Here is a 26,260-nt window from a genome sequence, read left to right on the forward strand (position 1 = left end):
GGCACCCCGCCGCCGCCCTACCGTCCCGACGGTGCGGGGGCGACCGCCGCCATGCCCCCCGCCGCGCCGCAGGGCGGGGACGCCTACGCGGACCTGTACCGCGACTCGGCCGCCGGGCGGCAGCACGCCGCCCGGCCCGTGCAGGACGAGCGGCGCGCCCACCAGGAGCAGCGCCGGCGCCAGGAGGAGCGGGAGGAGCAGCGGCGCCGCCAGGAGGCCGAGCGCGCCCACCGCGAGCGGCTGCGGGCCGAGGAGCGGGCCGCCCAGCGGGCCCAGGACGAGGCGCGCAAGGCCGCCCGGCCCGGCCTGTGGAGCTTCCTCAAGCTGGTGCCGCTGCTGATCATCCCCATCCTGCAGATCCCGCTGGGCTGGGGCGCCGCCCACGCCTGGCAGTGGTTCACCGCGACCGAGATGTGGTGGGGCGCGCCGTGGTACTACCGGGGCATGTGGGGCGAGTCCCTGCTCAGCGGCTTCGACTACGCGGGCTTCGTGCTGGCCATGCAGCTGGGGTACTTCCTGCTCAACAACGTGGTGTCGCTGGAGTACCTGGTCCGGTCGCTGCGGACCGGCTTCGTGGCGGGGATCCTGCTGTCGGGGGTGGCGCTGGCGGCCACCAACATCGCCCTGGCCTCCTTCGGCTTCTTCGGCGCCTTCTAGGGCTCCCGGCCGCCCGCCCGGTAGCGGGCGGCCGCCTCCTCCAGGTGCCGGGACAGGGCCGTGCGCAGCTCCGGGGGCTCGAGCACCTCGATGTCGGGGCCGAACGGGGAGAACTCGTGCACCGCGACCGGCACCGACTCGGTGGTCAGGTGCGCCTCCCGGCGCCCGTCGCGGCGGAGGGGCCCGTACTCGGCCTGCGCGGCGGTGCGGGGCGAGCACAGCACCGGCACCAGGGCGGCGCCCCTCTCGGTGAGCAGCACGCGGGTGCGCAGGGTGTGGCGGGAGGCCTCGAACTCCTCGGCCCAGGCGTGCCAGACCGCGGGCAGGTCGAAGTCCTGGGGGCGGGTGAAGGGGCGGCCGGTGTCCTCCAGCGCGCCGATGCGCTCGACGCGGTAGGTGCGCGGCGGCCGCTCCGCCTCTCCGGGCGCGGGGGTGGGCCGGGCCAGGACGTACCAGGTGTCGCCCTTGAGGACCAGGCCCAGCGGGTCGAGGGTGCGCTCGACGCGGGTGTCGTCGAAGCGGCGGTAGGAGACACGGACGGTGCGCGCGTCCCAGACCGCCTGCGCCAGCGGCGCCAGGAACGGGGTGGCGGCGGGGCGGCGCCACCAGGCGGTGGTGTCCAGGTGGAAGCGGGAGGCGGCGCGCTCGGCCCGCTCGCGCAGCGCCCCGGGCATCGCGGCCAGCAGCTTGAGCCGGCCCAGCGCCAGGTCCGAGCCGAGCCCCAGCGCGTCGGCCGGGCCGGGCATGCCGGTGAAGGCCAGGGAGTGGGCCTGGCCCTCGGTCAGGCCGGTCAGGCGGGGGCGGNGTGCCGCGCTCGGCGAGGATCGGCACGCCGGCGGCGCCCAGGGCCTCGGTGTCGCGGTAGACGGTGCGCTCGGAGCATTCCAGCTCCTCGGCGAGCTCGGCGGCGGTCATCCGGCCGCGGTTCTGCAGTAGCAGGAGCAGCGAGAGCAGTCGATCGGCGCGCATGGGCCCAGTATGCGGCGCTCGGCGGGCCCACCGGGTCAGCCCGCCGGCCGCTGCCCGTGCTCGGCGCGGGTCAGGGCGTACCCGACGTCTCCCTGCTCGGACCCGGGGATGGGCGGACCGGGCTCGCGGAACGTGCGCACCGGGCGCATCCCGATCTTCTCCATCACACGGCGCGAGGCGGTGTCGACGGCCATGGTCCGGGCCGGGCGGGAGCGGTACCACTCCTGGTAGGCGCGGATCCTGCGGTCGATCTCGGCGGGGGGGGGGCGNGGGGTCGGCGTCGAGGCCGAGCAGCAGGGGAGCGTCGTCGGGGGTGATGCGGCGCAGCGCCATCCGGTCGGTGGTCAGGAGGACCCGCCCGGGGCGCTCGGTCGTTCGGCGCCCTCCCGGGGGCCGTAGGCCGTGAGGAAGGTGGCGACGGCGGCTCGGGCGACGGCGTGCAGGTCGTCGTCGGGGACGGGGCGGGTGCCCAGGGCCGAGCGCAGTTCCATGGGGCCGGTGAGCAGGGCGAGGAGTTGTTCGCTCGCCTGGTCGGGGTCGGGGGTGTGCAGGCGGTCGGCCAGGGTGAGGCGGGCCAGGCGGTCGGCCAGGGCGCCCAGGAGGCGGCGCAGGGCCTGGGCGCGGCGGCAGGTGTGGGCGCGCAGGATCTCCAGGGCGGCCTGCTCCAGTGCGGCGCGCAGGTCGCCGCCGTGGTCGCGCAGGGGGTCCAGGGCGGTGAGGGAGCGCTCGGCGGTGCGGGCGGCGGCGGCCTTCACGGCCTCCTGGAAGAGGGGTCCTTGTCGTGGACGTGGTTGTAGACGGTGGGTTTGGCCACGTCGGCCTCGGCGGCGATCTCGCGGACGCAGGAGCGGCCGTAGCCGTCCCGGGTGAAGACGCGGGAGGCGGCCTCCAGGATGGCCCGGCGCTTGTCGATGCGTCCGCGGGCCTCGGCGGGGGCTCCGCCTGCGGGGCGGTGGCTCGGTTCACAGGCCCACCGCACCCCTCGGCCGCGAAGAGTGAACCGGGAGGTTCATTCCGGTCGGACGCGTGTCCGTTCCGGCGCGGTCTGCTAACCTTCCGCGTCCGATTGGTCCACTCGGGGTAGGCGAATCCCTTGTGTCCTGGGAGGAGGGGCGACCGAACCGCATTCGGAGGCCCCACCCTTCCTTGAATACGCGGAGAGCCGGGCGCGAAGTCCCGCTGAATTCTCGCTCGGGGCCGCTGACGCGCCCCCGCCGCGGCCCCAGGATGAACCCGTGCCTTCTCCGACCTCGGCCCGCACCACCGGCCCGCAGCAGGCCCTCGCCCCGCAGGGGCCGTCCCCCGTCTACCGCCCCGTCGTCGACCTGGAGTCGGGCGCCGTCCTGGCCGTGGAGGCCCAGGACCCCGCGGCGCCGGCCGCCGACGGCGACGCCGCCGCGCAGGCCGAGCGCCTGGCCCGGCTGGCGCGCCGGGTCGCCTCCGACGAGGCGCTGCTGCCCCTGGTCCTGCCGGTGCCCGCCGCCGCGGCCGCCGCCTCCCCCGAGATCGCCGGGCAGCTGGAGCTGGTCCTGCGGCGCACCGGACGCCGCCCGCGCGACATCACCCTGATGCTCGGCCCCGACCTGGCCGAGCTGCCGCGCGCCGCCACGGTGCGCGCCGTGCGGCACGTGCGCGACACCGGCTTCCGGTGCGCCTTCGCCACCGCCGCCGTCCCGGTGGACCTCATCCTCGACCTGGCGCCCTTCCTGATGCGCTTGCCGCGCAACCTGGTGGCCGGGCTGCCGGGCGACGAGCGCAGCACCGCCGTGGCCGAGGGCATGGCCCGCATCGCGCGCAGCGCGGGGGTCTACCCGGTGGCGCCGGGGGTCGGCTCGGCGGACCAGCTCGCGGCGCTGCGCGAGGCGGGCGTGCGCCTGGGGTACGGCCCGCTCCTGGCCGACGACGACTGGACCCCGGGCGCCAAGGTGCACCCGCTGCCCGAGATCGCCCCGGGCGGCGCTGCCCGGCGGCGCGAGGGGCCGCCGATCACCGAGTTCATCGGCCCGCCGGTGGCCCTGGAGCAGGACGCCACGGCGGCCGAGGTGCTCGACGCCTTCACCAACGACCCGGTGCTCAACTCGATCATCCTTCTGGACCACCGCGAGCGCCCGGTGGCGGTCCTGGACCGGTCGCGCTTCCTGCTGTCGGTCTCGGGCCCCTACGGGCACGCCCTGCACGCGGCCCGCCCCGCGCGGCGCCTGGCCGACCCGCCCAAGACGGTGCCGCTGCACACCACCGCCATGGAGGCGCTGCGCGCGGCGGGCGCTTCGGGCGAGCGCGTACACGACGACCTGGTGGCGGTCAACGCCTTCGGCCAGGCGGTGGGCGTGGTGGCCGTGGGGGACGTGATCGCCGCGCTGTCCCGCGGCTGACCCGGCGCCCCGACCGGGACGTCGTTTGGCCTCGTCCCCTCCGTGTCAGTGGAACGGGGACGAACAAGCACGCCCTCGACCGTTGTGGAGGTGGGCGCGATGCTGATGCGCTCCGACCCGTTCCGAGAGTTCGACCGCCTCGCGCAGAGGCTGTTCACCGAGGCCCGCCCCGCGGTGATGCCCATGGACGCCTACCGTAAGGAGAACGAGTTCATCGTCCACTTCGACCTTCCCGGGGTCCGGGCGGACAGCATCGACCTGCAGGTCGAGCGCAACGTCCTGACCGTGAAGGCCGAGCGGCCGGCGCTGGAGGGCACCAAGGGGCGCGAGGCCGTGGTGGCCGAGCGCCCGGCGGGCACCTTCTCCCGGCAGCTCTTCCTGGGCGACACCCTCGACATGGAGCAGGTCGCGGCCGAGTACGCCGACGGGGTGCTGACCCTGCGCATCCCCGTGGCCGAACAGGCCAAGCCGCGCCGCGTCGAGATCCGCCAAGGCGGCGGAACGGCCCAGATCACGCCCTGAGCGCCGCCGTCCGAACCGATTGGGCCGCCCGCCCCCTCCGGGAGGGGGCGGGCGGCCCCCTTCATGGCACACCCTCGATGGCGCGATCCGTGGGGTGGACGTCGTTGACGCCATGACGCCGCCACCGGCACCGTTGTCGACGTGGACAAGCACCGTGTCGTCTTCCTCCTCTTCGAGGGCTTCCAGACCCTGGACCTCGTCGGCCCCTGGGAGGTGTTCCGCTACGCCGGACACCTGACCGGCGGCTACGACTGCCGCACCGTGGCCTNCGGCAGCGGGCTGCCCGTACACGCCGGCCACGGGATCGGCGCCGAGGGCCCCGACGGGACGCCGGCCGCCGACACCCTGGTGGTCGTCGGCGGGGCCGGCGTCGACGCGGCCTGCCGGGACGCGGAGCTGGTGCGCTGGGTCGCCGCGGCCGGCGCGCGGGCCCGGCGGGTGGCCTCGGTGTGCAGCGGGGCCTTCCTGCTGGCCGCCGCCGGACTGGTGCGGGGGCGCCGGGTGACCACCCACTGGCGCCGCGCCGAGGCCCTGGCCCGCGCCCACCCCGAGGTGCGGGTCGACGCCGACCCGGTGTTCATCCGGGACGGCCGCGTGTGGACCTCGGCCGGGGTGACCGCCGGTATGGACCTGGCCCTGGCCCTGGTCGAGGAGGACCACGGCCGGCGCGTCGCGCACGCGGTCGCCCGGGAGATGGTGCTGTTCCTGCGCCGTCCGGGCAACCAGTCGCAGTTCAGCGTGCCGCTGTGGTCGCGCCAGCCCTCCACCGACCCCGTCCGGGAGGCGGTGGCGGCCGTCCACGCCCGGCTGGGCGACCGGCACACCGTGGGGTCGCTGGCCGAGCGGGCCGGGCTGAGCCCGCGCCACTTCCAGCGGCGCTTCACCGCCGAGATCGGGGTGGGCCCGGCCGAGTTCGTGGAGCGGGTGCGCGTGGAGGCGGCCCAGCGGGCGCTGGCCGAGGGGGCCGACCCGGTGGACGCGGTGGCCCGCCNCGAGACGCTGCGCCGCGCCTTCCACCGGCGGGTGGGCGTGACGCCGTCCGAGTACAGGGAGAGGTTCGGAGCCATGAGGGAGCATGCATGACCGCCTATGGGCTGCTGGTGTTCGAGCGCGCGGAGGAGCTGGACTTCGTCGGGCCGTGGGAGGTGTTCGGGGTCTCGGCGATGCTGCGCGACGGGGCCGACACCCTGGAGCTGGTCGCCGAGGAGGCGGGGCCGGTGCGGTGCAACAAGGGCATGCGCGTGGTGCCGGACCGCGCCTTCGCGGACGTGCCCGGGGACCGGGCCGGGTTCGACGTGCTGCTGGTGCCCGGCGGCAACGGGACCCGGACCCAGGTCGGCAACGCCGTGCTGACCGGGTGGCTGGCGGCGGCCGCGGAGCGCGCGCAGTGGGTGGCGAGCGTGTGCACCGGGGCGCTGCTGCTGCACGAGGCGGGCCCGGCCCGGGACCGGCGGGTGGCCACCCACCACGCCTTCGAGGACGCCCTGGAGGAGCGGGGCGGGGTGACGGTGGTGCGCGACGCGCGGTACGTCGTCGACGGCAACCTGGTCACCAGCCAGGGGGTGTCGGCGGGCATCGACATGGCGCTGTGGCTGGTGGGCCGGCTGCACGGCCGGGACCACGCCCGGCGGGTCCGCCGGTACATGCAGTACGAGCCGGCCCCGCCCTACATGGCCGACGAGCCCGGGACCGAATGAGGGGGCCCGGGGCGAAAGCGCCCCAAGGGAAGCGGGAGCGCCCGGAGTTCCTGTCGGCCCCGGCGGCCGGGAATTGTCATCGGAACTCCGGGGGTGCTCCCCTTTTTCGTGTTCCCGGTGTTTCCCGCGTTTGTCGGGCGGTGCGGGTCACGAAAAGGCGTGTCCTGGTGTCCGTGCAGGTCACAACGGATGAATCGGTGGTGGCCCATTGCGGACACGCCTCAGGCCTCCCCTTCTCGTCCCACCCCTTCAAGGGCCCATTTCAAGCGGGTCGCGCGTCGATATGAATGCAGTGGGCGGCGTCGTTCCCTAACCAATGGAGGAATCATGTCGCTGATCCAGCCGGGCGAGTACTTCATCAGGTGCGCCGAGAACGACCTCTACATCGACCTGTCCGGCGGCAACGCCGACCCGGAGACCCCCGTCATCGGGTGGCACCTGCACAAGGGCACCAACCAGCGCTGGGACGTGCAGCTCAAGAGCGCGCCCAACGTGTTCACCGTCCGCAGCATGGTGGGGGAGGTCTACGTCGGGCTGAGCAGCCTGAAGATCTTCCCGCCGCTCGTCGCCGCCCAGTCCTTCCCCGAGCCCTGGTCCATCGAGCCGGTGGGCGAGGGCAAGTTCCGCATCCACTTCCTGTACATGGACGCCGTGGTGACCCTGCCCGAGGACCGGGAGGGCACCCAGCTCGTCCTGCGGCCGTGGAGGGGCGAGAACCGCCAGATGTTCGTCTTCGAGAACGCCTGAGGGGCCTGAGCGCCTGAGGGGCCCCGCGCCGGCGGATCCGCACGGGCCCGCCGGCGCGGGGAGAGGCCGGTGAGGGGTGGTGCCCCGCCTCCCGCTCACCGGCCCGTCCACGGGGGAGGCCCGAAGGGGGCGGTGCCGTCATCGCCGTCATTTCCCGCGCTTCCGGCGAACGTTTCTCCAGAGAGCGCTCGCGCTTCTGAGAGTTCGGGTCCGAGTGCGGGCCGGGCGGCGGCCCCGTGCCGCTTTCCGGGACCGGAGCATTCGGATCCATCCTACCTCCCACCAGGGATTGTCCGGCGAATGCGCGTCCGCCGGAAACCGGTGCGGGGAGGGGGCCGAAACCCCTCACCGGGGACGATCCCCCGCCTTTCAGGCTTATTGCGGCCACCGGTCCCTCCTCCGCCGCGCCGGGGAATCCGCACGTGCAGGAGAATGCGAATACGGACGTGCGCGCAGGGCGCCCATTCGCCGGCGGCCGATTCCGCATTCGGCGGACACGCCGGGGCCCTGACGCGGCCCCGGCCGTGGGTGGGGCAGTCTTGGGGGCGTGAGAACGGCAGCCGATCGCCCGGACAGAGGCGCAGAAGAGGTACTGGGTTCCATTCCGCGGGCCGCCCGGCGCCCCACCGACCTGCTCGCCGGCGCGGCCGGGGCGGTGGCGGTGGCGGCGGTGCTGGGGCTGGTCTCGGTCACCGCCGAGGGCCACCAGAGCGCCCCGGCCGAGCTGCGCTCGCTGCTGCCGCCCTCGCTGCTGGCCCTGGTTGCCGCCGCCGCCAACATCACCGTGCTGGTGCTGGCCGCGGTGGTCGCGGTCGAGCGGCTGATCCGGCGCTCGGTACGGGACCTGGTGCGCGGCCTGGCCGCCGCGGCCTTCGGCTACGGCGCCGCCGAGGCGGTCAACGCCGCAGTCCTGGCCCTGTCCGGCCCGGCCGGGCCGCCCGAGGCGCTCTCGGCCGGAGCGCACACCGGCCTGCTCGGCGGCCCGGCCCACGCCTACCTCGCCGCCGCCGTGGCCTACACCGGTGCGGTCGGCCGGGTGCACCTGGCCCGGGTGCGCGGTGCGCTGTGGACCGGCATCGCGGTCACCGCCGCCGCGGTCCTGCTGGCCGGGGTGGCCACCGTCCCGGCGCTGGTCCTGACCGCGCTGCTGGGCGGCACGGCCGCCGCCCTGGCCGGGTTCGCCGTGGGGGGCTCGCGGCCCGAGGCACTGACCGGGCCGATGCTGCAGGAGCTGCGCCGGTTCGGCCTGGAGCCGCTGGCGCTGGCCCCCGCCGGGACCGACGCCGACGGCAACCGCCGTTTCACCGCGGACACGGTCGACCGGCGGCTGGACATCGTGCTGCTGCGCGCCGACGACACCGTGCAGGCCCTCAAGCGCCTGGGCGGCCTGGTCCTGCTGCGCGGCCCGGTCGCCCCTCCGGTGCGCCTGGGCCTGGCGCGCCGCCTGGAGCACGCGGCGGTGATGCAGTACGCCGCGCGGGCGGCGGGGGCGAGCGCCCCCGAGGTGCTGGGCATCGGCGACCTGGGCGCCGGATCTGCGGTGCTGGTCTGCGAGCACGCCCCGCTGCGCACCCTGGACCAGGCCTCCGACGCCGATCTGACCGACGCCGCCCTGCGCGGACTGTGGCGGGAGCTGGCGCTGCTGCACCGCAACCGCATCGCCCACGGGTCGATCGGCGGCGAGACGGCGGGCTGGCGGCTGAGCGGCCGCCCCGCCTTCACCGGCCTGTCCGGCGGCGGGGTGGCCGCCGCGCCGCTGAAGGCCTCCCTGGACACCGCGGCCCTGCTGTGCGCGCTGGCGCTGCGGGTGGGGGCCGAGCGCTCGGTGCGGGCGGCCGTGGAGGTGGTGGGCCTGGAGGCGGTGGCCGCCGCCCTGCCGCTGCTACAGCCCGCCGGGATGCCGCACGGCCTGCGAAGACGCCTGCGCGGCCGGCCCGAGGTGCTCGGCGGGCTGCGCAGCCGGATCGCCGGGCTCGCCCCCGAGGCCCCGGCCCGCCCGGCCCGGCTGGAGCGGATGCGCCCGCGCACGGTGATCAGCGTCGCCGCGGCCACCGTGGTGGGGCTGGTGCTGGCCAACCAGCTGGCCGGGGTGGACCTGTCCACGATCTCCGGGGCCGACGCGGGGTGGGCCGCGGCGGCGTTCGCCGCCGCCACGGCGTGCATGTTCGCCGCCGCGCTGGCCCTGATGGGCTTCGTGCCGCTCCGGCTGAGCCTGTGGACCACGGTGCTGGTGCAGTACGCCGGGTCCTTCGTGCGCATCGCCGTCCCCGCCGGCCTGGGGTCGATGGCGATCAACACCCGCTACGTCACCTGCCAGGGCGCCTCGGCGGGCCTGGCGGTCTCGGCGGTGGGCCTGTCCCAGGCCGTGGGGCTGCTCATCCACGTGCCGCTGCTGCTGGTCAGCGCCTACCTGACCGGGACCGGGCGCTTCACCGACTTCTCTCCCTCGCCGACGCTGGTGGCGGTGGTGCTGGTGCTGGCGTCTGGGGTGGCGGCGGTGCTGCTGGTGCCGCGGCTGCGCGGCCTGGTCGCCGAGCGGGTCCGCCCCTACTTCCGGGGCGTGCTCCCGCAGCTGCTGGACCTGCTGCAGCGGCCGCGGCGGCTGGCCATGGGGGTGGGCGGCACCCTGCTGCTGACCGCCGGGTTCGTGCTGAGCCTGTACTTCTCGGTGCTGGCCTTCGGGGGCAGGGCCGACCTGGCGGCGGTGGCGGTGGTGTTCCTGGCCGGCAACGCGGTGGGGTCGGCCGCGCCCACGCCGGGCGGCCTGGGCGCGGTCGAGGCGGCCCTGCTGACCGGCCTGTCGACGGTGGCGGGGCTGCCGGTGGCGGTCGGGCTGCCGGCGGTGCTGCTCTTCCGGGTGCTGACCTTCTGGTTCCCGGTGCTGCCCGGGTGGGGCGCCTTCCACCTGCTGCAGAGGTGGAAGGCGATCTGAGCCCCCACGGCGGCACCGGGCAGGTCAGGGCAGCGGGATCAGCCCGCGCCGGTAGGCCGCGGCCAGGCGGCGGGGGACCAGGGCGCTGCGGCCGCCGACGGCGACCTCGACCAGGTCGGGGGCGGCGGCCCGCCACTGCGAGCGGCGCTTGCGGGTGTTGGAGCGCGACATCCTGCGCTTGGGGACGGCCATGGGGTCCTCTCGGTCGGTTCGGTTCGGTGCGGGGTCAGGAGCGGCCGTAGCGCTGCCGGAAGCGCTCGACGCGCCCGGCGGTGTCGACCACGCGGCCGCGCCCGGTGTAGAAGGGGTGGCTCGCGCTGGAGACCTCCACGTCGACGACCGGGTAGGTGTTGCCGTCCTCCCAGGTCACGACCTGCTCGGAGGTGACGGTCGAGCGGGTGAGGAAGGCCGTTCCCCCGGCCTTGTCGCGGAAGACGACGGGGCGGTACTCGGGGTGGATTCCGGGCTTCATGGGGTGCTCCTCTCAGCGGTCCTCGCGGAACTCGGTGTGGTGCCCGACGACCGGGTCGTACTTGCGCAGCACGAGGCGGTCGGGGGTGTTCCGGCGGTTCTTGCGGGTCACGTAGGTGTAGCCGGTCCCGGCGGTCGAGCGGAGCTTGACGACGGGCCGTTGGTCGCTGCGGGCCATGGCGGACCTCCTCAGGCGGCGGACGGTGGCACCACCCTACAAGGAAATGACAACCGTTTTCATTCCCAAGTCGGGTATGCGGTGCCGCGGTGGGAGGATCGGAGGGTGCGGTCGCACGTGAGTGCGGGGCGAGGAAGGGGGAACGCGTGGCTGCGGACAGGACCGCCGAACAGGCCTGGGAGGCGCTGGCGCGGGCGCACGTGGCGCTGATGCGCCGCTTCCGGGCCGACTTCCGGGGCGCCGGGGTCGGCATGCGCGAGTACGACGTGCTGTTGACGCTGGCCCGCTGCCCCTATGGGGGAGCGCGGCTGTGCGAGCTGAACGAGCGCGTGCTGCTGGACCAGTCCTCCATCAGCCGCCTGGTGGACCGCATGGCGGCGGAGGGGCTGGTCGAGCGCGGCCCCGACCCGCAGGACCGGCGGGGTACGCGCGTGCGGCTGGCCGGCAAGGGGCGGGAGGCCCTGCGCCGGATGGGGCCCCGGCACGCCGCCGCGATCAGGGAGTCGCTGGGCGGTGCGCTGAGCGAGGAGGAGCTGGCCACGCTCCGGGACCTGGCCGAGAAGCTGCTGCGCGCCCAAGGCGCGGAAGGGTCGGGCGAGCGGGCCGACGGCTGAGGGAGGGCGACGTTCGGTGTGCCAGGGGACGAGCCTCTGATCTACGGCGTACAGGTCGAAATCGTCGGACATCTCCACGACCGGTCGGAGGTCCGCCCCGCCGATCGCCGGACATTTCTATCGCCCACAACTTGATTGCGCACAACTGAATCGGTAGATTCGCACCCGAACGAGGAGGACGGTCCCGACCATGCCCGACGACCAGCCGCGCGACCCGCTCTCGCTGGACGCCCAGCTCTGCTTCGCCGTGTACGCGGCGTCGCGGGCCATCACCGGCCTGTACCGGGACCTGCTGGCCGAGCTCGGCCTGACCTACCCCCAGTACCTGGTGATGCTGGTGCTGTGGGAGCGCGGTCCGGTCCCGGTCAAGGAGCTGGGCGCCGCCCTGCACCTGGACTCGGGCACCCTTTCGCCGCTGCTGCGCCGCCTGGAGGCGGCCGGCCTGGTGAGCAGGGAGCGCTCGGGCTCCGACGAGCGCGTGGTGCACGCCGCCCTCACCGGGCGGGGGAGCGCCATGCGGGAACGGGCCGAGCGCATCCCCGAACAGGTGCTGTGCGCCACCGGGCTGGGCACGGCGGACGCCCGGGCCCTGCACGCGCTGCTGGACCGGGTCACCTCCTCGCTCAGCGCGGACGCGCCGCCCGAGGGCGCCTCCGCGTGCCAACCGCCACCACAGGAGGATCGAGCATGAACGTGCTGTACACCGCCAGGGCCAGCGTCAGCGGCGAAGGCCGCAAGGGCCGCGGGAGCACCGACGACGGGCGCGTGGACGTCGAGCTGAGCGTGCCCAAGGGCCTGGGCGGCGACGACGGCCCGGGCACCAACCCCGAGCAGCTGTTCGCGGTGGGCTACGCCGCCTGCTTCCACGGCGCGCTGAAGAAGGTCGCCCGCGAGGCCAAGGTGGACGTGGACGGCTCCACGATCGCCTCCGAGGTGTCCATCGGCAGCGGTGACGACGGCTTCGGCCTGGCCGTGGAGCTCAAGGTCACCATCCCGGGCCAGGCCCAGGCCGAGGCCCAGAAGCTGGTCGACGCCGCCCACCAGGTGTGCCCCTACTCCAAGGCCACCCGCGGCAACATCGACGTGACGGTCACCGCCGTCGGCGCCTGAGCCTGAGGCGCGGCGACGGCCGGGGCCGGGGTGCCGTCGGCGCCCCGGCCCTTCGCCCGCCCTCCCCGCGGGGTCAGGGCGAGGACACGCGTGCGGGCCCGGGGGCGGGCTCGGGGGCGCGGACCCCGGTCGGCGCGGCCGATCCGCGGGCCAGGGCCATGGCGGTGACCGCGGCCAGCACCACGGCCCCGCCCAGCCACTGGGACCAGGTCGGCTCGGCGCCCAGCAGCGCCACCCCGACCACGGCGGAGACCAGGGGGAAGGACAGCTCGGCCAGGGTGGCGCGGCTGGCGGCGGTGCGCCCCAGCCCCCAGTAGTACAGCGACAGCGCCGCCAGGCCGGGGATCAGGGCCAGGGCCAGCAGCAGCGGCGCCTGGGCGGCGCCGACGGCCGGGGAGGAGCCGGTGGCGGCGCAGATGCCCAGGGCCACGGGCAGGGCGATGGTGAAGCGGACCGTGGTCACGTGCACCGGGTCCATCGACGCGCCGGCCAGGCGGCCCAGGACGGTGCCGCAGGCCCACAGCACCGCCGCCCCCAGGGCCAGCGCGGCGCCCTTGGCGCTGGTGACCGAGACCGCCAGGGGGTCGGGGAAGGCCAGCAGCCAGGCTCCGGCCAGGGCGGGGACGGCGTAGAGGGCGAAGCGGGGGCGCAGGCGCTCGCCGAGCAGCACCACCGCCAGGACGATGGCGAACAGCGGCTGCATCTTCTGCAGCACCTGCGGGGTGATGGGGTCGCCGGCGGTGAAGGCCAGCGTGAACAGGGTGGTGGCGCCGGCGGAGGAGCCGCCGCCGACCACGGCCATGGCCAGCACGGTGCGCCGCCCGGCGGCGGCCAGGGCGCGGAAGGCCGGCACGGTCCAGGGGGTCAGGCACAGCGCGATGATCGCGTGCTCGTAGAGGACGATGGTGGGGGCGGGCAGTACGGCCGAGAGCGGCTCGCGCATCAGCGCCGAGGTGCCCCACAGCCCGGCGGCGATGGCCACCGCCCACATCCGGTCCCCGTGCCGTGCCGAAATCACGTCCGGTTCCTCCCTTGTCGTCGGAAATCCGGGGGAATCATCGCACCGGCGGGGCGGTGGCCGTGCGGGAAGGGCGGCGGATCCGGGAAAGACGCCACGCGGTCGTACGCGCGTGCGAATACTGGTCTCCATGCACGAGAGGAGGCAGTATGACCGTCATGAGCACTCAGGGGACGGGGACCGGTCGGCTCACCGTGGACGACCTCGCCAGGATGCCGGACGACGGCGGCAAGTACGAGCTGGCCGACGGGCGGCTTGAGGTGACCCCCGCCCGCGTCTTCGACCACACGCGTGTCGAAGGGCGCCTGTTCGGCCACTTGCTGCTGTCGGCCCCGGACGGATTCGAGGTCCTTCCCGATCCGGGGATGAACCTCCACGGCGACCCGAGCCGCCACCGCCGCCCCGATCTCGCGGTGATCCGGGAGGGGGAGGAGGCACGGCCCTACCTCACCCGTCCGCCGCTGCTGGTGGTGGAGGTCCTCTCCCCCGAGAGCACCATCCGCGACACCCACCGCAAGCGGTCCGAGTACGCCGGGTTCGGCATCGAGTCGTACTGGATCATCGCGCCCTCGGTCGAGAAGACCGCCGTCTTCGAGCTGCGCCTGGACGGCGGCGCCTACCGGGACGTCCAGGAAGCCCTCGACACCGACGTGTTCGCGACCGAGGCGCCCTTCCCCCTGCGCCTCGTCCCGCGCTGGCTCACCGCCGACGGCCCCTGGCGGCACCGCATCGCGGGGCAGGAGGCACCGGAGGACTCCGAGGACGGCTGACCCCCGCACACGACGAAGCGCGGCCGGGGCGATGGGCCCCGGCCGCGCTCATGCTCTGCCCCGTGCCCCGGTCAGGCGCGCGGCTCCAGGAGCAGCAGCCGGTCCAGCATGTCCTGCATCGTCACCAGGCCCATCAGCCGCGGGCGCGAGCGCCGGGCCTCGGCCGTCCCCGGCTCGGTGCCCTCGACCAGCACCAGGTGGCTGCGGGTCTCGCGCATGATGCCCAGCGCCGCGTAGATCGGCGTGGTCGCCGCCAGTGTGGGCACCGGCCGCATCAGGTCGGCCGCGGTGGTGCCCGAGGGGCTGGTCAGCGCGTCGCGCACGTGCACCACGCCCAGCGGGCGCTCGCCCTCCAGCACCACCAGGCGCAGGTGGCCCGACTCCCGGGAGACCCGCTTGACCTCCTCCAGGTCGGCGTGCGGGCCGACCGCGGCCATCTGGGCCAGCGGGGTCATCACCTCGCGCAGCGGGCGGGAGTTGACCTCCAGGGCGGTGGCCAGCTGCTCGCGGCGCTCCTCGTCCAGGGCCCCGGCCTTGGCCGAGTGGTCCACCAGCTCCCGCAGGTCGTCCGGGCCGTGCCCGGCGGCGACCTCGTCCACCGCCGAGACCCCCACCCAGTGCAGGCACGTGTTGGCCATGCCGTTGAGCACCACCAGCGCCGGGCGGGTCACCCACATGAACGCCCGCATCGGGACCGCCAGCAGCGTGGCCGACTTCTCCGGGTGCGAGATCGCCCAGGACTTGGGCGCCATCTCGCCCACGACCAGGTGCAGGAAGGTGACCACGACCAGGGAGAGCACATAGGCCACCGCGTAGGACACCGCATCCGGCATCCACCCGTGGAACAGCGGCTCCATCAGGTGCTTGACGGCCGGCTTGGAGATGGCGCCCAGCGCCAGCGTGCACAGGGTGATGCCCAGCTGGGACCCGGCCAGCAGCAGGGACAGGTCCCGGGCGCTGCGCAGCGCCGCACGCGCCGACAGGCTCTTCTCGGCGGCCTCCTCCAGCCGGTAGCGGCGCGCCGCGACCAGGGCGAACTCGATGGCCACGAAGAAGGCGCTCAGCGCGATGATGACCACCGTCAGCGCCAGGGCCAGCATCGGGTTCATGTCGCTCATGCGCGCACCTCCCGGCGGCTCTCGTCGTCCTCGGGGCCGGGCGCGTCCTCCACCAGCTCCAGGCGGACCGTCTCGGGCACGTGGCGGTCCACCCCCTCCACGGTCAGCAGGACCGAGCGCTCGGGCTCGTCGTCCTCGGCGCCGGGGTGGCGGGGGAGCTCGACGGTGACCGCGTCGCCGTTCTCGGGCAGGCGCCGCAGCCGGGCGATGACCAGCCCGCCGATGGTCTCGTAGTCGCCGTCGGGCAGGTCGTGGCCGAGCAGGCGCTCGACCTCGTCCACGTGCTCGGTCCCGGGCAGCAGCCAGCTGCCGTCGTCGCCGACCCGGGCCGCCCCGTCGTCCTCGGGGTCGTGCTCGTCGGCGATCTCGCCGACCAGCTCCTCGGCCAGGTCCTCGGTGGTGACGACCCCGGCCAGGCCGCCGTACTCGTCGACCACGCAGGCGAACTCCTCGCCCGCGTCGCGCAGCCGGTCGAGCACGTCGGGCAGCGGGAGCGAGGCCGGGACCAGCACCGCCGGCCGCTGGACATCCTTGACCAGGACGGTGTCCAGGTCGGTCCCGCCCAGGGCGAGCACGTCGCGCAGGCACACCACGCCGGTGACGTCGTCGACGTCGCCGCCCATCACCGGGAAGCGGGAGTGGCCCATGGCCATGAGCTCCACCACCCGGCTGACCGGGTCCTCGGCCTGCACGGTGCTCACGTGCGGGCGGGGGATCATGGCGTGCTCGGCGGTGCGGTCGTGGAAGTCCAGCGTGCGGTCCAGCAAGGTGGACAGCTCGGCGGTCAGGTCGCCGCTCTCGCGGGACTCCTCGACGATCCGCTCCAGGTCGGCCGGGGTGGCCGCGTGCTGGACGTCCTCGACCGGCTCGATGCGCACCGCCTTGAGCAGCAGTACCGCCGCCTGGTCGAACAGGCGGATGACCCACCCGAACAGGCGCAGGTAGATCCCGGTCGACAGGGCCAGCCAGCGGGCCACGGGCTCGGGCTTGGCGATCGCCAGGTTCTTGGGGAACAGCTCGCCGAAGACCATCTGCACCACGGTGGAGAACAGCAGCGCCACCGCGGTGCCCACCGCCAGGCCGGTGCCGGCCGGTACCCCGGCCAGTCCCAGCAGGTCGCCCAGGCCGGTGCCGAGCATGGGCTCGGCGACCGCGCCGACGAGCAGGCCGGTGACGGTGATGCCCAGCTGTGCGCCGGAGAGCATGAAGGAGGTGCGGCCGGTGATGCCCAGCGCCCTCTTCGCCCCGGCGTCGCCCTGGGCCGCGCGGGCCTTCAGGCGGGAGCGGTCCACGGCCATGTAGCCGAACTCTTGGGCGACGAAGTAGCCCGTCGCCAGGGTGATCAGCATGATCACCAGCGCTCCGAGGAAGATGTTCAGCAGAATGCTCACCGCTCACGCTCCATGAGCGCGAGCCCGCCGGCGGGGGCGCGGCGCGCCGCCTCGGAGCTCTCACTCCCGGCGCGTGCGCCCGATGGTGATGGCGGTTCCTCGGATTCGGGGGTGCAGCGCCCTCTCGAGGTCAGGGCGCTGCCGGTACTTCGGGACGGGTCCACGAGTCCTCTCTCTGAAACGGGGCCGGTGTACGTACGAGGATACGAACAGGGAGTGGGAGAAATTCCCAGGAGGGGGAGGTTGAATCAGGGCCGGGCCGTCGGATTCGCGGCGTCCTCGCGGGCGTCAGTCCCGGGGTGCGGCGGCGTGCCCGGGCGCGGCCCATTCGCGGCGCCGGGCCTCGGCCAGGGCGATGGAGGCGGCCACCGCGACGTTGAGCGATCCGACCCGTCCCACCTGGGGAATGTAGGCGGTGGCGTCGGCGGCGGCCAGCAGGGCGGGGGAGCAGCCGTGGTCCTCGGCGCCCAGGGCGATGCACACGTCGCCCTCCAGGGGTGCCTCGTGCAGCGGCAGGGCGTCCTGGGCCAGCTCCAGGGCGACCACGCGGAACCCGGCCCCGCGGGCGGCGCGCACGGCGTCGGCGCCGGTGCGGGACCGCTCCAGGCGCATCTTCTGGTCCGATCCCAGGGCGGTCTTGCCGACCTGGGGGTGGGAGACGTCGGCGGTGTTGCCGGCCAGCCAGGCGGCCTCCACGCCGAACACGGCGGCGGTGCGCAGGATGGAGCCCAGGTTGAAGGGCTGGGTGATGGACTCGGCGATGAAGGCCAGGCGGCCCTCGGTGCTCCGGCGCCACTGGCGGTTGAGGCGCTTGACGTCGGTGGGGCGCAGCTGCGTGCTCACCTGTGCTCGGGTTTCCTCGTCGAATGGTTGTGCGGGACCGGCGCGGCCGGTCGCCGCCCTGGTGGGCGGTAGGCGCAAGGATAGCGCCTCAGGGGCGGTCCGCCCGCAGGACCCGGTACCCGGCGCGGGAGGCGGCGCGCTCGGTGGGCCATCCCTGCTCGTTCAGCCAGCGGTGCAGGGAGTCGGCGCCCAGGTTGCGCTGGACGACCAGGTGGGCCGAGGCGCCGGGGGACAGGCGGGCCAGCCAGGTGGTCAGCAGGGCGTGCAGGGCGGTCTTGCCGATGCGGATCGGCGGGTTGGACCACAGGGCGTCGAAGGGGCCCTGTTCGGATCCGGCGGCGGGGGCGCCGGGGTCCGCGGCGGAGCCGTCGGCGTCGATCCGCAGGAAGGCGGCGTTGTCCAGGCCGGCGGTGCGGGCGTTGTGCGCGGCCAGGTCCACGGCGCGGCCGTTGACGTCCACCCCCAGCACCTGTGCGCCGGGGGCGCGGGAGGCCAGGGCCAGCGCCACCGGGCCGTAGCCGCAGCCCAGGTCCAGCAGGCGGCCGGAGGCGGGCGGGGCGGGGACCGATTCCAGGAGCACCCGGGTGCCCAGGTCGACCTTGCCGGGGGAGAAGACCCCGCTGTCGGTGTCCAGCCGCAGGTGCACGTCGGGCAGGACCAGGTCGACGCTCCCGGGGCGGTGGGCCGCGCCCGGGGCAGGGGCGAAGTAGTGCTCTGACACGCGACGACGCTACCAGCAGGGCGGGTGCGGGCCCGCCGGGCGGCGCGGCGGCGGGGGAGGCGCGCCTCACAAACCGAGCGGTCGGTACCGTGGGGTCGGCCGGGCCGAGTCCGCGGCCCCGCCCGCCGAGATCCGTCGAAAGGACCCCACGTGCAGCGCTTCACCGGCAAGACCGCCGTCATCACCGGCGCCAGCCGCGGCATCGGCCTGGCCGCCGCCCGGCGCATCGTCGACGAGGGCGGCCGGGTGGTGATCACCGCCCGCAACCCCGAGCCCCTGGAGAAGGCGGTGGCCGAGCTCGGCGGCCCCGGCCACGCCCTGGGCGTGCCCGGCAAGGCCCACGACGCCGAGCACCGCGAGCAGGCGGTGGCCCGCGCCCTGGAGGCCTTCGGGTCGCTGGACGTGCTGGTCAACAACACCGGCATCAACCCGGTCTTCGACGCCCTGGTCAACGTCGAGCCCGCGACCATGGCCAAGATCTTCGAGGTCAACGTCACCGCCGCCGCCTCCTGGACCGCCGCGGCGCACGCGGCCTGGATGAAGGAGCACGGCGGCGCGGTGGTCAACGTCGCCTCCCTGGCCGGCCAGCACCCCTCACCCGGCATCGCCGCCTACGGCGCCAGCAAGGCCGCGCTGATCAACCTGACCCGCCAGTTCGCCTACGAGCTGGCCCCGTCGGTGCGCGTGAACGCGGTCGCCCCGGCCGTGGTCAAGACCGACTTCGCCCAGGCCCTGTTCGCCGAGAACGAGGACGAGGTCGCCAAGGGCTACCCGCTGGGCCGGCTCGGGGTGCCCGCCGACGTGGGCGCCGCCATCGCCTACCTGGCCTCCGAGGACGCGGCGTGGGTGACCGGCCAGACCCTCACCCTGGACGGCGGCCGCACCCTGGGGGCGGGGGTGGAGTGAGTCACCCTCCGGCGCGGCCCCGGCCCCCGCGGCCGCGCCGGAGCCCCGGCGCGCGGCGGGTGTGCGGCACGTGTGCGGCCGTATGCGCAGGTCGCCCCGCCGGCCCGCTCCTCGGCCGGGCATTGCAATACCGCGCCCGGCCAAGGAAGATGGGGTTAATCGGACATCTCGCAGCCGGGAAGGCCCGCTGTGGGGGGGGCGGAGGGGGCTCCGCCCCGGTGCCGACGCCCTGATCCAGGGCGCCCGCGAGGACGGGACACCGCGAAGGACACTGGGGGGTGGCCTTCATGCACACCATGAAGCGCTGGAACATCGAGATCATGCTCTCCGAGGAGAGCGAGGGGGAGCAGGCCCGCACGTGGGCCGACGCCGGACTGCACGCCGAGGACGGCACCGACCTGCACGGGCGGGGGATGGCGCGCAAGCACCCGTTCGACTCCGACGCCCCTGAGATCGGCGAGGAGCTGGCCGTCTCGCGCGCGCTGGCCGACCTGGCCCGCCAGCTCCGGCAGGTGGCGGCCGAGGACATCTCCGACAACACCGGCGCCCCCTGGCGCCCGTGAGCCTCGCCCTGCGGCCGGATGTGGACGCGCTCCGTGGCCGGTTTCTCGACCGCTCCGTGATCCTTCTGATGCAGACTCTGCGCTCATGACCACCTCAACGGGCACGCAGGGCGCTCCGACGGCGCTCACCGGCGCGGCGGCACTGGCCGGCGCCGGTGTCTTCGCCGTGCTCGCGCCCGCCGCCGACGAGGCCGGGACCTGGCTCACGGCGGCGGTCCCCCTGGCCGCCGCCGTGGCCCTGTGCACCGCGGTGTCGACCGCCCGGCTGGCCGCCGCCCACCCGGGCCCAGGCGGCGCGCGCGTCTACGCGCGCGAGCGCCTGGGCGACCCCTGGGGGGCGATCGCGGCCTGGGCCTGGGCCGTGGGCGCCACGGCCGCGGCGGCCGCCATGGCGCTCGCCCTGGCCGACAACCTGGCGCCGGTGGGGGGCCGCCCCGCCGCGCTGGCCGCCCTGGCGGTGGCCGCCGCCCTGTCGTGGGCGGCGGGGCCGGTCCGCCGCGGGGCCGGCCTGCTGGCCGCGGCGGCCCTGGTGACGGGCGTGCTGGCCACGGCCGCCATGGTCGCCGCCGCCTGGACCTCGGGCGCGGCCGCCCCCGAGCGGCTGGAGCTCAACGGGGCCTGGCCCGGCTCCTTCGGCGCCCTGGGCGCGGCCGGCACCCTCTTCCTCGTCTTCGCCGGTGCCGTGCGCACCGCCGAGGCCGCCCCGCGCCCCCGGCGCGGGGCCGTGCCGATCCTGCCCGCCTTCGCCCTGGCCGCGGTCGGCCTGCTGTACCTGACCGTCGGCGCCTGGGCGGTGGCGGTCCTGGGGCCCTACCGGGCGTCGGCGGGCTCGCCGGTGGCGGCCGCGACCGCGGCCGCNCCCGCGGTGGCCGCCGCCGCGGTGGTGGCCTGCCTGGCCGCGGGCGCGGTCCTGATCTCCTCGGCCGCGCGCACGGTCGGGGTGCTGGCCGGACAGGGGGACCTGCCCGAGGCGCTGCGGGGGCGCACCCGCGCGTGGGCGGCCACGGCCCTGGCCGCGGCGGCCGCGGTGGCGGTGCTGGAGCCCTCGACGGCGGTGGGCGTCGCCGCCTTCGCCCTGCTCGCTTACCATCTGCTGGCCAACGCCTCGGCCCTGCGGCTGGGCCCCGACGAGGACCGCCCGCCCCTGCTGGTCGCGCTGGGCGGCCTGGCCGGGTGCGTGGTGCTGGGGCTGAGCCTGCCGCTGCCGACGGTGATCATGGCCCTGGCGGCCCTCGGCTCGGCCGCGGCGGCCTGGCTGGCCCGCCGCCTCCTGCACGGCGGAGCCGGCGAGCGCGGCGAGCACCAGCCGGCCGAGTGAGCCCGGGGGGGGCGGCCCCTCCGCTCAGCCCTGGACGCGGGCCAGGGCCCACAGCACCGCGAACGGAACGGGGACCAGCGCGGCCGAGGCCGCCCAGAGCCGCCGCCGCGGGGAGCCGCGGCGGCGCGGTGCGGCCACGTCCGTGGCGAACACCATGAGTGCGACCACCAGGGCGCTCACCGCACCGAAGAACATCACGACACCGGCGTGGTCGAGGGTGTGCAGATCGCACTCGGTCACCTCGCGCTCGTAGAGGTCGGAGACGTCCCGGCAGTCCATCGGCAGGTAACGGGTCCACAGCCACCAGCCGCACAGCAGGGGCACGATCGCAGGGATCCCCAGCAGGAGGTTCACCCCGACCGGGACCGCCGCTGCGAGCACGCTCCGGACCGGTGCGGGCGTCATCGGCCCGCCTCCTCCCGGAGGCCCTGGCCGGCCGCCTGGTCGGCCAGGAGGCGCAGGGCGTCGGCGGAGGCCCGGCCGTCGGGGGTGTAGACCTCCAGGCGGTGGTCGGGGCTCTCGGGCTGGAGCCAGACCTGGTAGTCCACGCTCAGCTCCCCGACGACGGGGTGGCGCAGGTCCATCCGCCCCACCGTGCAGTCGGCCACGTCGCCCTCGGCCCACAGCGCGGCGAAGTCGGGGCTGCGCATCGCCAGCTCGCCGATCAGCTGCGCCAGGCGCCCGTCGGTCGGGTGCCGTCCGGCGGTGAGCCGCAGGTAGCCCACGTGGACACGGGCCAGCTCCTCCCAGTTGCGGTGCAGGTCGCGGGTGAGCGGGTCCAGGAAGAACATCCGCGGCACCGACGGGCGGCGCTCGGGGTCGCCAGGGGCGCCGAAGTCCGTGTGCTCGGCCGTCAGCGCGTGCCCGGCGCGGTTCCAGGCCAGCACCTCGCCGCGCCGTCCCAGGACCACGGCCGGGGCGGAGTCGCCCAGCGACTCCAGCAGTGCCAGCACCCGGCGGTGGGGCCGCTCGGAGGCGGGGTGCGTCAGCCCCGGCGCGGACGGGCGGGCGGCCAGGTTGTGCAGGTGCGCCCGCTCGGCGGCCTCCAGGCCCAGGACCCGGGCCAGCGCGTCCAGCACCTGCCGGGAGGCGGTCCCGGCCTGGTCCTGTTCCAGGCGGGTGTAGTAGCCGGCGCTGACCCCGGCGAGCTGGGCGAGCTCCTCACGGCGCAGGCCCGGAACGCGGCGGGTGGTGCCGTAGGTGCGCAGTCCGGCGTCGGCGGGGGTGACCCGGTCCCGGCGGGACTTGAGGAACACGCCCAGGGTCTCTTCGTCCATGGCCGCGACCCTAGCCCGCCCGTCCGCGGCCGCGGGTATCCCCGTCGGGTGTACCCACGGCGGTGGTCTGGCTCCTCCCTGCGCACCGCACCACCGTTGTCGCCATGAGCACACGGCACGTACCCCCTGAAGCGAAACGATCGCCCGGCCTGAAGGCCTGGCTCGGTCTCGCGATCATCCTCGGACCGGTCCTGCTGGTCGCCATGGACAACTCCATCCTCTACCTCGCGATGCCGCGCATCACCGACGCGCTGACGCCCAGCGCCGACCAGTCGCTGTGGATCCTGGACGTCTACGGCTTCGCGGTCGGGTCCCTGCTGGTGGCTTTCGGCACCATCGGCGACCGCTACGGGCGGCTCAAACTGCTGCTGATCGGAGTGCTGTCCTTCGGACTCGCCTCGGCGGGCGCGGCCTTCGCCACCAGCGCCTGGATGCTGATCACCTTCCGCGCCCTGATGGGCATCGCCGGCGCCACGCTGCTGCCCTCGGCCCTGGCCGTGCTCAGCGAGCTGTTCCCCGACGCCCGCCACCGCGCCCAGGCGATCGGTATCTTCGCCTCGGCCTTCGCCGCCGGTTTCGCCATCGGCCCGATCGTCGGCGGGCAGCTGCTGTCCCACTTCTGGTGGGGTTCGGTCTTCCTGGTCAACCTGCCCGTGGTGGCGGTGTTCCCGGCCCTGGCCCCGATCCTGCTGGGCGAGGTCAAGGAGACCCGGCCCGGCCGCGTGGACGTGGTCAGCGTGGTGCTCGCCGTCGTCGGCCTCCTGCTGGCCGTCTACGCGGTCACGACCACGGCCGCCGAGGGGGCGGCCGCCGTCCCGGCCGCGCTGGGCGCCGTCGGCGTCGTGACCATGGTGGCCTTCGCCCGGCGCCAGCGCCGCCTGGAGTACCCGCTCATCGACTTCGGGCTCTTCCGCGACCGGGTGTTCACCGTCGCCGTCATCACCGGTCTGCTGCCCTTGGCCGCGTGGTCGGCCACCGCCTACCTGTCCGGCGTCTACCTGCAGACGGTGCTGGACATGTCGGTCCTCCAGGCGGCCGCGCTCGCCGTCCCCGGCGCCCTGGTGCTCACCGTGACCTGCATCGTCACCCCGATGGTCGTCGGGCGTGTCGGTACCCGTCCGGCGCTGATCGCCTGCCACTTCGCCATCGCGGCCGGCATGTCGCTCTTCCTGATGACCGGCGCCACCGGAGGTGCGGGCTGGTATGCGGCCGCCATGGTCGTGGCCGGGCTCGGCTACGGCATCTCCTTCGCCGTCGTCGCCGACGTGGCCGTGGCCGCGGTCCCCAGCGAGCGGGCCGGGTCGGCGGCGGCCATGGCCGAGACCTCCAACGAGATCGGGAACGCCCTGGGAATCGCGCTGCTGGGCTCCCTGGCCGCGCTGATCTTCCGCCTGATGGGCCCGGACCTGGCGCCCACGCTGAACGAGACCGCGGAGCTGCCCGGCGTGGGGGCGGCCGCGCTGGCCGAGGCCGAGTCCGCCTTCGTCACCGGCCTGCACGTGGTGGTGGTCGTGGCAGGCCTGCTCCACGCAGGGCTGGGCGTGCTCGCGCTGCGCTGGTTGCCCGCCTCCGCGCCAGCTCCGGAGGAAGAGGGGAACGGCGGTTCCCCTGCCGGAGCGCTGGATGATGCGGTCGGCGCGCGCTGACCGCCAGGGGCAGGGGAGGGCGGAGCGCCGCCTGCGGGGAACCGTGGGCGGTGCCCGGGCGCGTTAGGGGGGTCGTACTGTTTCGATCTCACAGCGCTCCACAACGGCGATTACTTGAATCTACGTTATAAAGCCGCGGATGACTTGCCGCGCCACAGACCAAGGACACACCACTACGCCGGCAACGACCGAATATGAGGATCCTCACGCCGGCCACCGGGCCGCGTTCAGCCGTCCTGCTCGACCCGTTCGGCACGGCTCAGCAGTGCAAGGCCCTTGCGGGCGGTGGTCGACAGGGGCAGGTGGGGCAGGTCCTCGGGCAGGAACCAGGCGCAGTCGGAGGTGGAGCCGCCCACTTCCTGCACGTGCGGCTCGCCCGGCTCCTCCACGTGGGCGTGGAAGAACACCCACACCCCGTAGACCTCGGTGTCCTGCGCCTCAGGCCCGCGCACACCGGTGCGGTGGTGGTGGACCACCCCCACCATCCGGCCCACGCCCGCGGCCTGGCCGGTCTCCTCGGCCACCTCCCGGCGCAGCGCCGCGCGCACCTGCTCGCCGTGGTCCACGCCCCCGCCGGGCAGGTGCCAGGTGCCCGCGCCGGGGAAGCCCTCGGCGATGCGCGACAGCAGCAGCCGTCCCGCGGGGTCGGTCACCAGCCCGTAGCCGCCCAGCCGGCGCAGCGCCGGCCCCGGCCGCGGCGGCTCCTCGGCCAGCAGCTCGGCCGCCGACGGCGACGGGGCGCCGCCGGGCCAGGCCGCACCGGGCTCGCGGACCGCCGCATGCGGGGCGAACAGCAGCCGGTCCACGTGCATCTCCACGGGGCCCTCGGGCCCCTCCAGGCGCACCAGCTCGGCGCGCACGTCCAGGGCCTCCAGGCGCTCGTGCGCCCCCAGGCCGGCGGCGCGCCGCGCCGCCTCGGCCGGGTCCTGCCCGAACAGCAGCCGCGCACCGGCGGCGGCCCCGGCCACGTGCACGGCGGTCCGGCGCACCCGTCGCGCCTCCGGGGCACCGGAGGCGCCGGTGGTCACCGCAGCTCCGGGGCGGCGAGCAGGCCCGCCAGGTCGCCCAGCCCCGTGACCACGCGGACGTCCTGCTGGTCGCGGTGGGCGCCGCGGCGGTCCACCAGCACCGGGTACATGCCGCCGGCAGCGGCCCCCAGCGCGTCGGCGTGCACCTGGTCGCCCACGTGCCAGCACATGTGGGGTTCCACACCCATCCGGGCGGCCGCGGTGTGGAAGATGCGCGGGTCGGGCTTGCCCGCCCCGGCCGTGTCGGCGCACACCACCGCCCGGAAGTGCCCGGTCAGGCCCATCCGGTCCAGCTTCTGGCGCTGCAGCTCCTCCACCCCGTTGGTGATGACCCCCAGGCCGATGCCGGCCTGGGCCAGCTCGGCCAGGGCCGGGGCGGCGTCGGGGAAGGCCTGCCAGGAGGCGCTGTGCGCCTCCAGGTACTGGCGGTACAGGTCGTCGCAGGCCTGGTCGGGCACCGAGGAGTGGCCGGCCTGCACCGCGAGCGCCCGCACGCGCTCGCGGCGCTGGTCCTGCAGGCCCTGCCGCCCGTCCAGGTAGGCGCCGAAGGAGATCTCGGTCTGCACGTCCCACAGGGTGCGCGCGGCGTTGAAGTCGGGGTGCCCCAGCCGGTCCATGAGGGTGCGCAGGCCCGCGTCGCTGGCCGCCCTATCGTCCAGCAGGGTGTCGTCCAGGTCGAAGAAGATCACCGCGGGCGCGGTGGCGGTATCCGGCATCGTTCCCATTCTCTTGTGACTCGGCTTCGCGCGGAAGCTCTTCGGTCAGCGGCAAACAGGGCTACGTTACCGGTCGAACTGGGACGATGCGCCACCGGCGGTCCGAATGGCGCGGTGCGGGCGCGTGTGCGGGAGCGATGCGGCCGGGCCCGCTCAGGGCAGGCGCCGGGCCCACAGGAGCGACGCCGCGGCGGCCGCGGCGCCGAGCAGCACCGCCGCCCGCACCCACCAGACCACGTTCTCCTGGTATTCGATCTCACTCCCCAGCGAGGAGCCGATGTCCTCGTAGACCCGGCTGAGCTCGGTCTCGGACTCGGCCTCGTAGAAGTAGCCGCCGGTGTCGTCGGCCAGGCGCTCCAGCGCCTCCTTGTCGATGTCGGCCTCCACCGGCTCTCCGTTGATCTCCACCAGCGCCGTGCCGCTGCCGAAGGCGATGGTGGAGACGGGGACCTCGGCCTCGCCGGCCGCCCGTGCGGCCGAGGCCACCGGCCGTCCGCTGGTGTTCTCCCCGTCCGAGAGCAGCACGACCGCCGAGGGCGGGGGGTCCTGGCCGGACTCGGAGTCGAAGGACTCGATGGACTGCAGGGAGGCGAACACCCCCTCGCCGATGGCGGTGCCCGGGGAGATCTGCAGGTTCTCGACGGAGTCGGCCACCGCCTGGNTGGGAGAGGCCACC

General features: G+C 75.2%; 30 protein-coding genes and 2 pseudogenes. 14 read left to right on the forward strand and 18 right to left on the reverse strand.

Annotated features, from left to right (window positions below; translation table 11 throughout):
• A pseudogene (locus D450_RS33610) lies at positions 1-657 on the forward strand (serine/threonine protein kinase); the annotation flags it as partial.
• Here D450_RS33610 and D450_RS29440 read toward each other — a convergent pair.
• The 5 genes and pseudogenes from D450_RS29440 to D450_RS34465 form a co-directional block, all read right to left on the reverse strand.
• A complete protein-coding gene (locus D450_RS29440) occupies positions 654-1,403 on the reverse strand; it encodes a WYL domain-containing protein (RefSeq protein WP_017537509.1) in 750 nt (249 codons plus the stop codon). The pseudogene D450_RS33610 and the gene D450_RS29440 overlap by 4 nt on opposite strands.
• Positions 1,404-1,524: 121 nt before the next feature.
• Positions 1,525-1,626, reverse strand: a pseudogene (locus D450_RS35375) (HTH domain-containing protein); the annotation flags it as partial.
• Positions 1,627-1,661: 35 nt separating this feature from the next.
• Positions 1,662-1,820, reverse strand: a complete 159-nt coding sequence (locus D450_RS34455) for a GNAT family N-acetyltransferase (protein WP_017537511.1) — start codon at positions 1,818-1,820, stop codon at positions 1,662-1,664.
• 150 nt (positions 1,821-1,970) lie between these two features.
• Positions 1,971-2,381: a TetR/AcrR family transcriptional regulator C-terminal domain-containing protein gene (locus D450_RS35135; protein ID WP_275041884.1), complete on the reverse strand. Its 411-nt coding sequence runs from the start codon at positions 2,379-2,381 to the stop codon at positions 1,971-1,973.
• Positions 2,378-2,605 (reverse strand): TetR/AcrR family transcriptional regulator, encoded by a 228-nt coding sequence (locus D450_RS34465; RefSeq protein WP_241483058.1) that lies wholly within the window; start codon positions 2,603-2,605, stop codon positions 2,378-2,380. The genes D450_RS35135 and D450_RS34465 overlap by 4 nt, the downstream gene beginning before the upstream one ends.
• A gap of 256 nt (positions 2,606-2,861) precedes the next feature.
• Here D450_RS34465 and D450_RS0104660 point away from each other — a divergent pair, with 256 nt between their 5' ends.
• The 6 genes from D450_RS0104660 to D450_RS0104685 all read left to right on the forward strand — a co-directional run bounded on the left by D450_RS0104660 (position 2,862) and on the right by D450_RS0104685 (position 9,896).
• On the forward strand, positions 2,862-3,998 hold the full coding sequence (locus D450_RS0104660) for an EAL domain-containing protein (protein ID WP_017537512.1): 1,137 nt from the start codon (positions 2,862-2,864) through the stop codon (positions 3,996-3,998).
• 99 nt (positions 3,999-4,097) lie between these two features.
• A complete protein-coding gene (locus D450_RS0104665) occupies positions 4,098-4,520 on the forward strand; it encodes an Hsp20/alpha crystallin family protein (RefSeq protein WP_026128382.1) in 423 nt (140 codons plus the stop codon).
• A 141-nt stretch (positions 4,521-4,661) separates the two neighbouring features.
• Positions 4,662-5,603 (forward strand): GlxA family transcriptional regulator, encoded by a 942-nt coding sequence (locus tag D450_RS0104670; RefSeq protein ID WP_017537514.1) that lies wholly within the window; start codon positions 4,662-4,664, stop codon positions 5,601-5,603.
• Positions 5,600-6,217: a DJ-1/PfpI family protein gene (locus tag D450_RS0104675; RefSeq protein ID WP_017537515.1), complete on the forward strand. Its 618-nt coding sequence runs from the start codon at positions 5,600-5,602 to the stop codon at positions 6,215-6,217. The genes D450_RS0104670 and D450_RS0104675 overlap by 4 nt, the downstream gene beginning before the upstream one ends.
• Before the next feature lie 327 nt (positions 6,218-6,544).
• On the forward strand, positions 6,545-6,964 hold the full coding sequence (locus tag D450_RS0104680; protein WP_017537516.1) for an RICIN domain-containing protein: 420 nt from the start codon (positions 6,545-6,547) through the stop codon (positions 6,962-6,964).
• Positions 6,965-7,619: 655 nt separating this feature from the next.
• Complete coding sequence (locus tag D450_RS0104685) at positions 7,620-9,896, forward strand: lysylphosphatidylglycerol synthase transmembrane domain-containing protein (protein WP_017537517.1); 2,277 nt, start codon at positions 7,620-7,622, stop codon at positions 9,894-9,896.
• Between the two features lie 24 nt (positions 9,897-9,920).
• Here D450_RS0104685 and rpmF read toward each other — a convergent pair whose 3' ends face one another.
• The 3 genes from rpmF to rpmG are packed head-to-tail and all read right to left on the reverse strand — an operon-like array spanning position 9,921 to position 10,545.
• A complete protein-coding gene (rpmF, locus tag D450_RS0104690) occupies positions 9,921-10,088 on the reverse strand; it encodes a 50S ribosomal protein L32 (RefSeq protein ID WP_017537518.1) in 168 nt (55 codons plus the stop codon).
• A gap of 34 nt (positions 10,089-10,122) precedes the next feature.
• The gene (locus D450_RS0104695; protein ID WP_017537519.1) at positions 10,123-10,368 is read right to left on the reverse strand and encodes a type B 50S ribosomal protein L31; all 246 of its coding nucleotides are present in this window, start codon (positions 10,366-10,368) and stop codon (positions 10,123-10,125) included.
• Between the two features lie 12 nt (positions 10,369-10,380).
• On the reverse strand, positions 10,381-10,545 hold the full coding sequence (gene rpmG, locus D450_RS0104700; protein ID WP_017537520.1) for a 50S ribosomal protein L33: 165 nt from the start codon (positions 10,543-10,545) through the stop codon (positions 10,381-10,383).
• 146 nt (positions 10,546-10,691) lie between these two features.
• On the opposite strand from rpmG, the gene D450_RS0104705 reads away from it, so the two are divergent.
• The 3 genes from D450_RS0104705 to D450_RS0104715 all read left to right on the forward strand — a co-directional run bounded on the left by D450_RS0104705 (position 10,692) and on the right by D450_RS0104715 (position 12,269).
• Positions 10,692-11,159 (forward strand): MarR family winged helix-turn-helix transcriptional regulator, encoded by a 468-nt coding sequence (locus D450_RS0104705; protein ID WP_017537521.1) that lies wholly within the window; start codon positions 10,692-10,694, stop codon positions 11,157-11,159.
• Between the two features lie 190 nt (positions 11,160-11,349).
• On the forward strand, positions 11,350-11,850 hold the full coding sequence (locus D450_RS0104710) for a MarR family winged helix-turn-helix transcriptional regulator (protein WP_017537522.1): 501 nt from the start codon (positions 11,350-11,352) through the stop codon (positions 11,848-11,850).
• A complete protein-coding gene (locus D450_RS0104715; protein ID WP_017537523.1) occupies positions 11,847-12,269 on the forward strand; it encodes an organic hydroperoxide resistance protein in 423 nt (140 codons plus the stop codon). The genes D450_RS0104710 and D450_RS0104715 overlap by 4 nt, the downstream gene beginning before the upstream one ends.
• A gap of 73 nt (positions 12,270-12,342) precedes the next feature.
• Here the strand turns inward: D450_RS0104715 and D450_RS0104720 are convergent, their stop codons facing one another.
• On the reverse strand, positions 12,343-13,287 hold the full coding sequence (locus D450_RS0104720) for a DMT family transporter (RefSeq protein ID WP_241483059.1): 945 nt from the start codon (positions 13,285-13,287) through the stop codon (positions 12,343-12,345).
• A gap of 149 nt (positions 13,288-13,436) precedes the next feature.
• Here D450_RS0104720 and D450_RS0104725 point away from each other — a divergent pair, with 149 nt between their 5' ends.
• Positions 13,437-14,057, forward strand: coding sequence for a Uma2 family endonuclease (locus D450_RS0104725; RefSeq protein ID WP_017537525.1), 621 nt, complete (start codon positions 13,437-13,439; stop codon positions 14,055-14,057).
• Positions 14,058-14,128: 71 nt separating this feature from the next.
• Here the strand turns inward: D450_RS0104725 and D450_RS0104730 are convergent, their stop codons facing one another.
• The 4 genes from D450_RS0104730 to D450_RS0104745 all read right to left on the reverse strand — a co-directional run bounded on the left by D450_RS0104730 (position 14,129) and on the right by D450_RS0104745 (position 18,130).
• Positions 14,129-15,175: a hemolysin family protein gene (locus D450_RS0104730; RefSeq protein ID WP_017537526.1), complete on the reverse strand. Its 1,047-nt coding sequence runs from the start codon at positions 15,173-15,175 to the stop codon at positions 14,129-14,131.
• Positions 15,172-16,566 carry a hemolysin family protein gene (locus D450_RS0104735; protein ID WP_017537527.1) on the reverse strand — a complete coding sequence of 465 codons (1,395 nt, stop codon included), beginning with the start codon at positions 16,564-16,566 and terminating at the stop codon, positions 15,172-15,174. Before D450_RS0104735 ends, D450_RS0104730 begins: the two co-directional genes overlap by 4 nt.
• Before the next feature lie 288 nt (positions 16,567-16,854).
• The gene (locus D450_RS0104740; RefSeq protein ID WP_017537528.1) at positions 16,855-17,409 is read right to left on the reverse strand and encodes a TrmH family RNA methyltransferase; all 555 of its coding nucleotides are present in this window, start codon (positions 17,407-17,409) and stop codon (positions 16,855-16,857) included.
• Between the two features lie 88 nt (positions 17,410-17,497).
• Complete coding sequence (locus tag D450_RS0104745; RefSeq protein ID WP_017537529.1) at positions 17,498-18,130, reverse strand: class I SAM-dependent methyltransferase; 633 nt, start codon at positions 18,128-18,130, stop codon at positions 17,498-17,500.
• 150 nt (positions 18,131-18,280) lie between these two features.
• On the opposite strand from D450_RS0104745, the gene D450_RS0104750 reads away from it, so the two are divergent.
• Both D450_RS0104750 and D450_RS0104755 read left to right on the forward strand, forming a co-directional pair.
• Complete coding sequence (locus D450_RS0104750) at positions 18,281-19,036, forward strand: SDR family oxidoreductase (protein ID WP_017537530.1); 756 nt, start codon at positions 18,281-18,283, stop codon at positions 19,034-19,036.
• 287 nt (positions 19,037-19,323) lie between these two features.
• Positions 19,324-19,599, forward strand: coding sequence for a DUF1876 domain-containing protein (locus D450_RS0104755; protein ID WP_026124070.1), 276 nt, complete (start codon positions 19,324-19,326; stop codon positions 19,597-19,599).
• A gap of 1,342 nt (positions 19,600-20,941) precedes the next feature.
• On the opposite strand, the gene D450_RS0104770 is transcribed toward D450_RS0104755, so the two are convergent.
• Both D450_RS0104770 and D450_RS0104775 read right to left on the reverse strand, forming a co-directional pair.
• Positions 20,942-21,322: a hypothetical protein gene (locus D450_RS0104770; RefSeq protein WP_017537534.1), complete on the reverse strand. Its 381-nt coding sequence runs from the start codon at positions 21,320-21,322 to the stop codon at positions 20,942-20,944.
• The gene (locus D450_RS0104775) at positions 21,319-22,194 is read right to left on the reverse strand and encodes a helix-turn-helix transcriptional regulator (RefSeq protein ID WP_017537535.1); all 876 of its coding nucleotides are present in this window, start codon (positions 22,192-22,194) and stop codon (positions 21,319-21,321) included. The genes D450_RS0104770 and D450_RS0104775 overlap by 4 nt, the downstream gene beginning before the upstream one ends.
• A gap of 104 nt (positions 22,195-22,298) precedes the next feature.
• Here D450_RS0104775 and D450_RS29455 point away from each other — a divergent pair, with 104 nt between their 5' ends.
• A complete protein-coding gene (locus D450_RS29455; protein ID WP_051063552.1) occupies positions 22,299-23,840 on the forward strand; it encodes an MFS transporter in 1,542 nt (513 codons plus the stop codon).
• A 227-nt stretch (positions 23,841-24,067) separates the two neighbouring features.
• Here the strand turns inward: D450_RS29455 and D450_RS0104785 are convergent, their stop codons facing one another.
• From D450_RS0104785 to D450_RS0104795, 3 genes are all read right to left on the reverse strand, one after another.
• Positions 24,068-24,868, reverse strand: coding sequence for an NUDIX hydrolase (locus D450_RS0104785; protein ID WP_017537537.1), 801 nt, complete (start codon positions 24,866-24,868; stop codon positions 24,068-24,070).
• The gene (locus D450_RS0104790; protein WP_017537538.1) at positions 24,865-25,584 is read right to left on the reverse strand and encodes an HAD family hydrolase; all 720 of its coding nucleotides are present in this window, start codon (positions 25,582-25,584) and stop codon (positions 24,865-24,867) included. Before D450_RS0104790 ends, D450_RS0104785 begins: the two co-directional genes overlap by 4 nt.
• A gap of 153 nt (positions 25,585-25,737) precedes the next feature.
• Positions 25,738-26,260: VWA domain-containing protein (locus tag D450_RS0104795; protein ID WP_017537539.1), on the reverse strand; the 523-nt coding region annotated here is incomplete at its 5' end.

The sequence above is a fragment of the Nocardiopsis halophila DSM 44494 genome, from assembly GCF_000341245.1.
Taxonomy (GTDB): domain Bacteria; phylum Actinomycetota; class Actinomycetes; order Streptosporangiales; family Streptosporangiaceae; genus Nocardiopsis_A; species Nocardiopsis_A halophila.

Coding starts and splice junctions, on each gene's coding strand:
- D450_RS29440 (WP_017537509.1), bottom strand. CDS start 1,403: ATGCCCGGCCCGGCCGACGCGCTGGGGCTCGGCTCGGACCTGGCGCTG.
- D450_RS34455 (WP_017537511.1), bottom strand. CDS start 1,820: ATGGCCGTCGACACCGCCTCGCGCCGTGTGATGGAGAAGATCGGGATG.
- D450_RS0104665 (WP_026128382.1), top strand. CDS start 4,098: ATGCTGATGCGCTCCGACCCGTTCCGAGAGTTCGACCGCCTCGCGCAG.
- D450_RS0104675 (WP_017537515.1), top strand. CDS start 5,600: ATGACCGCCTATGGGCTGCTGGTGTTCGAGCGCGCGGAGGAGCTGGAC.
- D450_RS0104680 (WP_017537516.1), top strand. CDS start 6,545: ATGTCGCTGATCCAGCCGGGCGAGTACTTCATCAGGTGCGCCGAGAAC.
- rpmF (WP_017537518.1), bottom strand. CDS start 10,088: ATGGCCGTCCCCAAGCGCAGGATGTCGCGCTCCAACACCCGCAAGCGC.
- D450_RS0104695 (WP_017537519.1), bottom strand. CDS start 10,368: ATGAAGCCCGGAATCCACCCCGAGTACCGCCCCGTCGTCTTCCGCGAC.
- rpmG (WP_017537520.1), bottom strand. CDS start 10,545: ATGGCCCGCAGCGACCAACGGCCCGTCGTCAAGCTCCGCTCGACCGCC.
- D450_RS0104710 (WP_017537522.1), top strand. CDS start 11,350: ATGCCCGACGACCAGCCGCGCGACCCGCTCTCGCTGGACGCCCAGCTC.
- D450_RS0104715 (WP_017537523.1), top strand. CDS start 11,847: ATGAACGTGCTGTACACCGCCAGGGCCAGCGTCAGCGGCGAAGGCCGC.
- D450_RS0104725 (WP_017537525.1), top strand. CDS start 13,437: ATGACCGTCATGAGCACTCAGGGGACGGGGACCGGTCGGCTCACCGTG.
- D450_RS0104730 (WP_017537526.1), bottom strand. CDS start 15,175: ATGAGCGACATGAACCCGATGCTGGCCCTGGCGCTGACGGTGGTCATC.
- D450_RS0104755 (WP_026124070.1), top strand. CDS start 19,324: ATGCACACCATGAAGCGCTGGAACATCGAGATCATGCTCTCCGAGGAG.
- D450_RS0104770 (WP_017537534.1), bottom strand. CDS start 21,322: ATGACGCCCGCACCGGTCCGGAGCGTGCTCGCAGCGGCGGTCCCGGTC.
- D450_RS0104775 (WP_017537535.1), bottom strand. CDS start 22,194: ATGGACGAAGAGACCCTGGGCGTGTTCCTCAAGTCCCGCCGGGACCGG.
- D450_RS29455 (WP_051063552.1), top strand. CDS start 22,299: ATGAGCACACGGCACGTACCCCCTGAAGCGAAACGATCGCCCGGCCTG.
- D450_RS0104790 (WP_017537538.1), bottom strand. CDS start 25,584: ATGCCGGATACCGCCACCGCGCCCGCGGTGATCTTCTTCGACCTGGAC.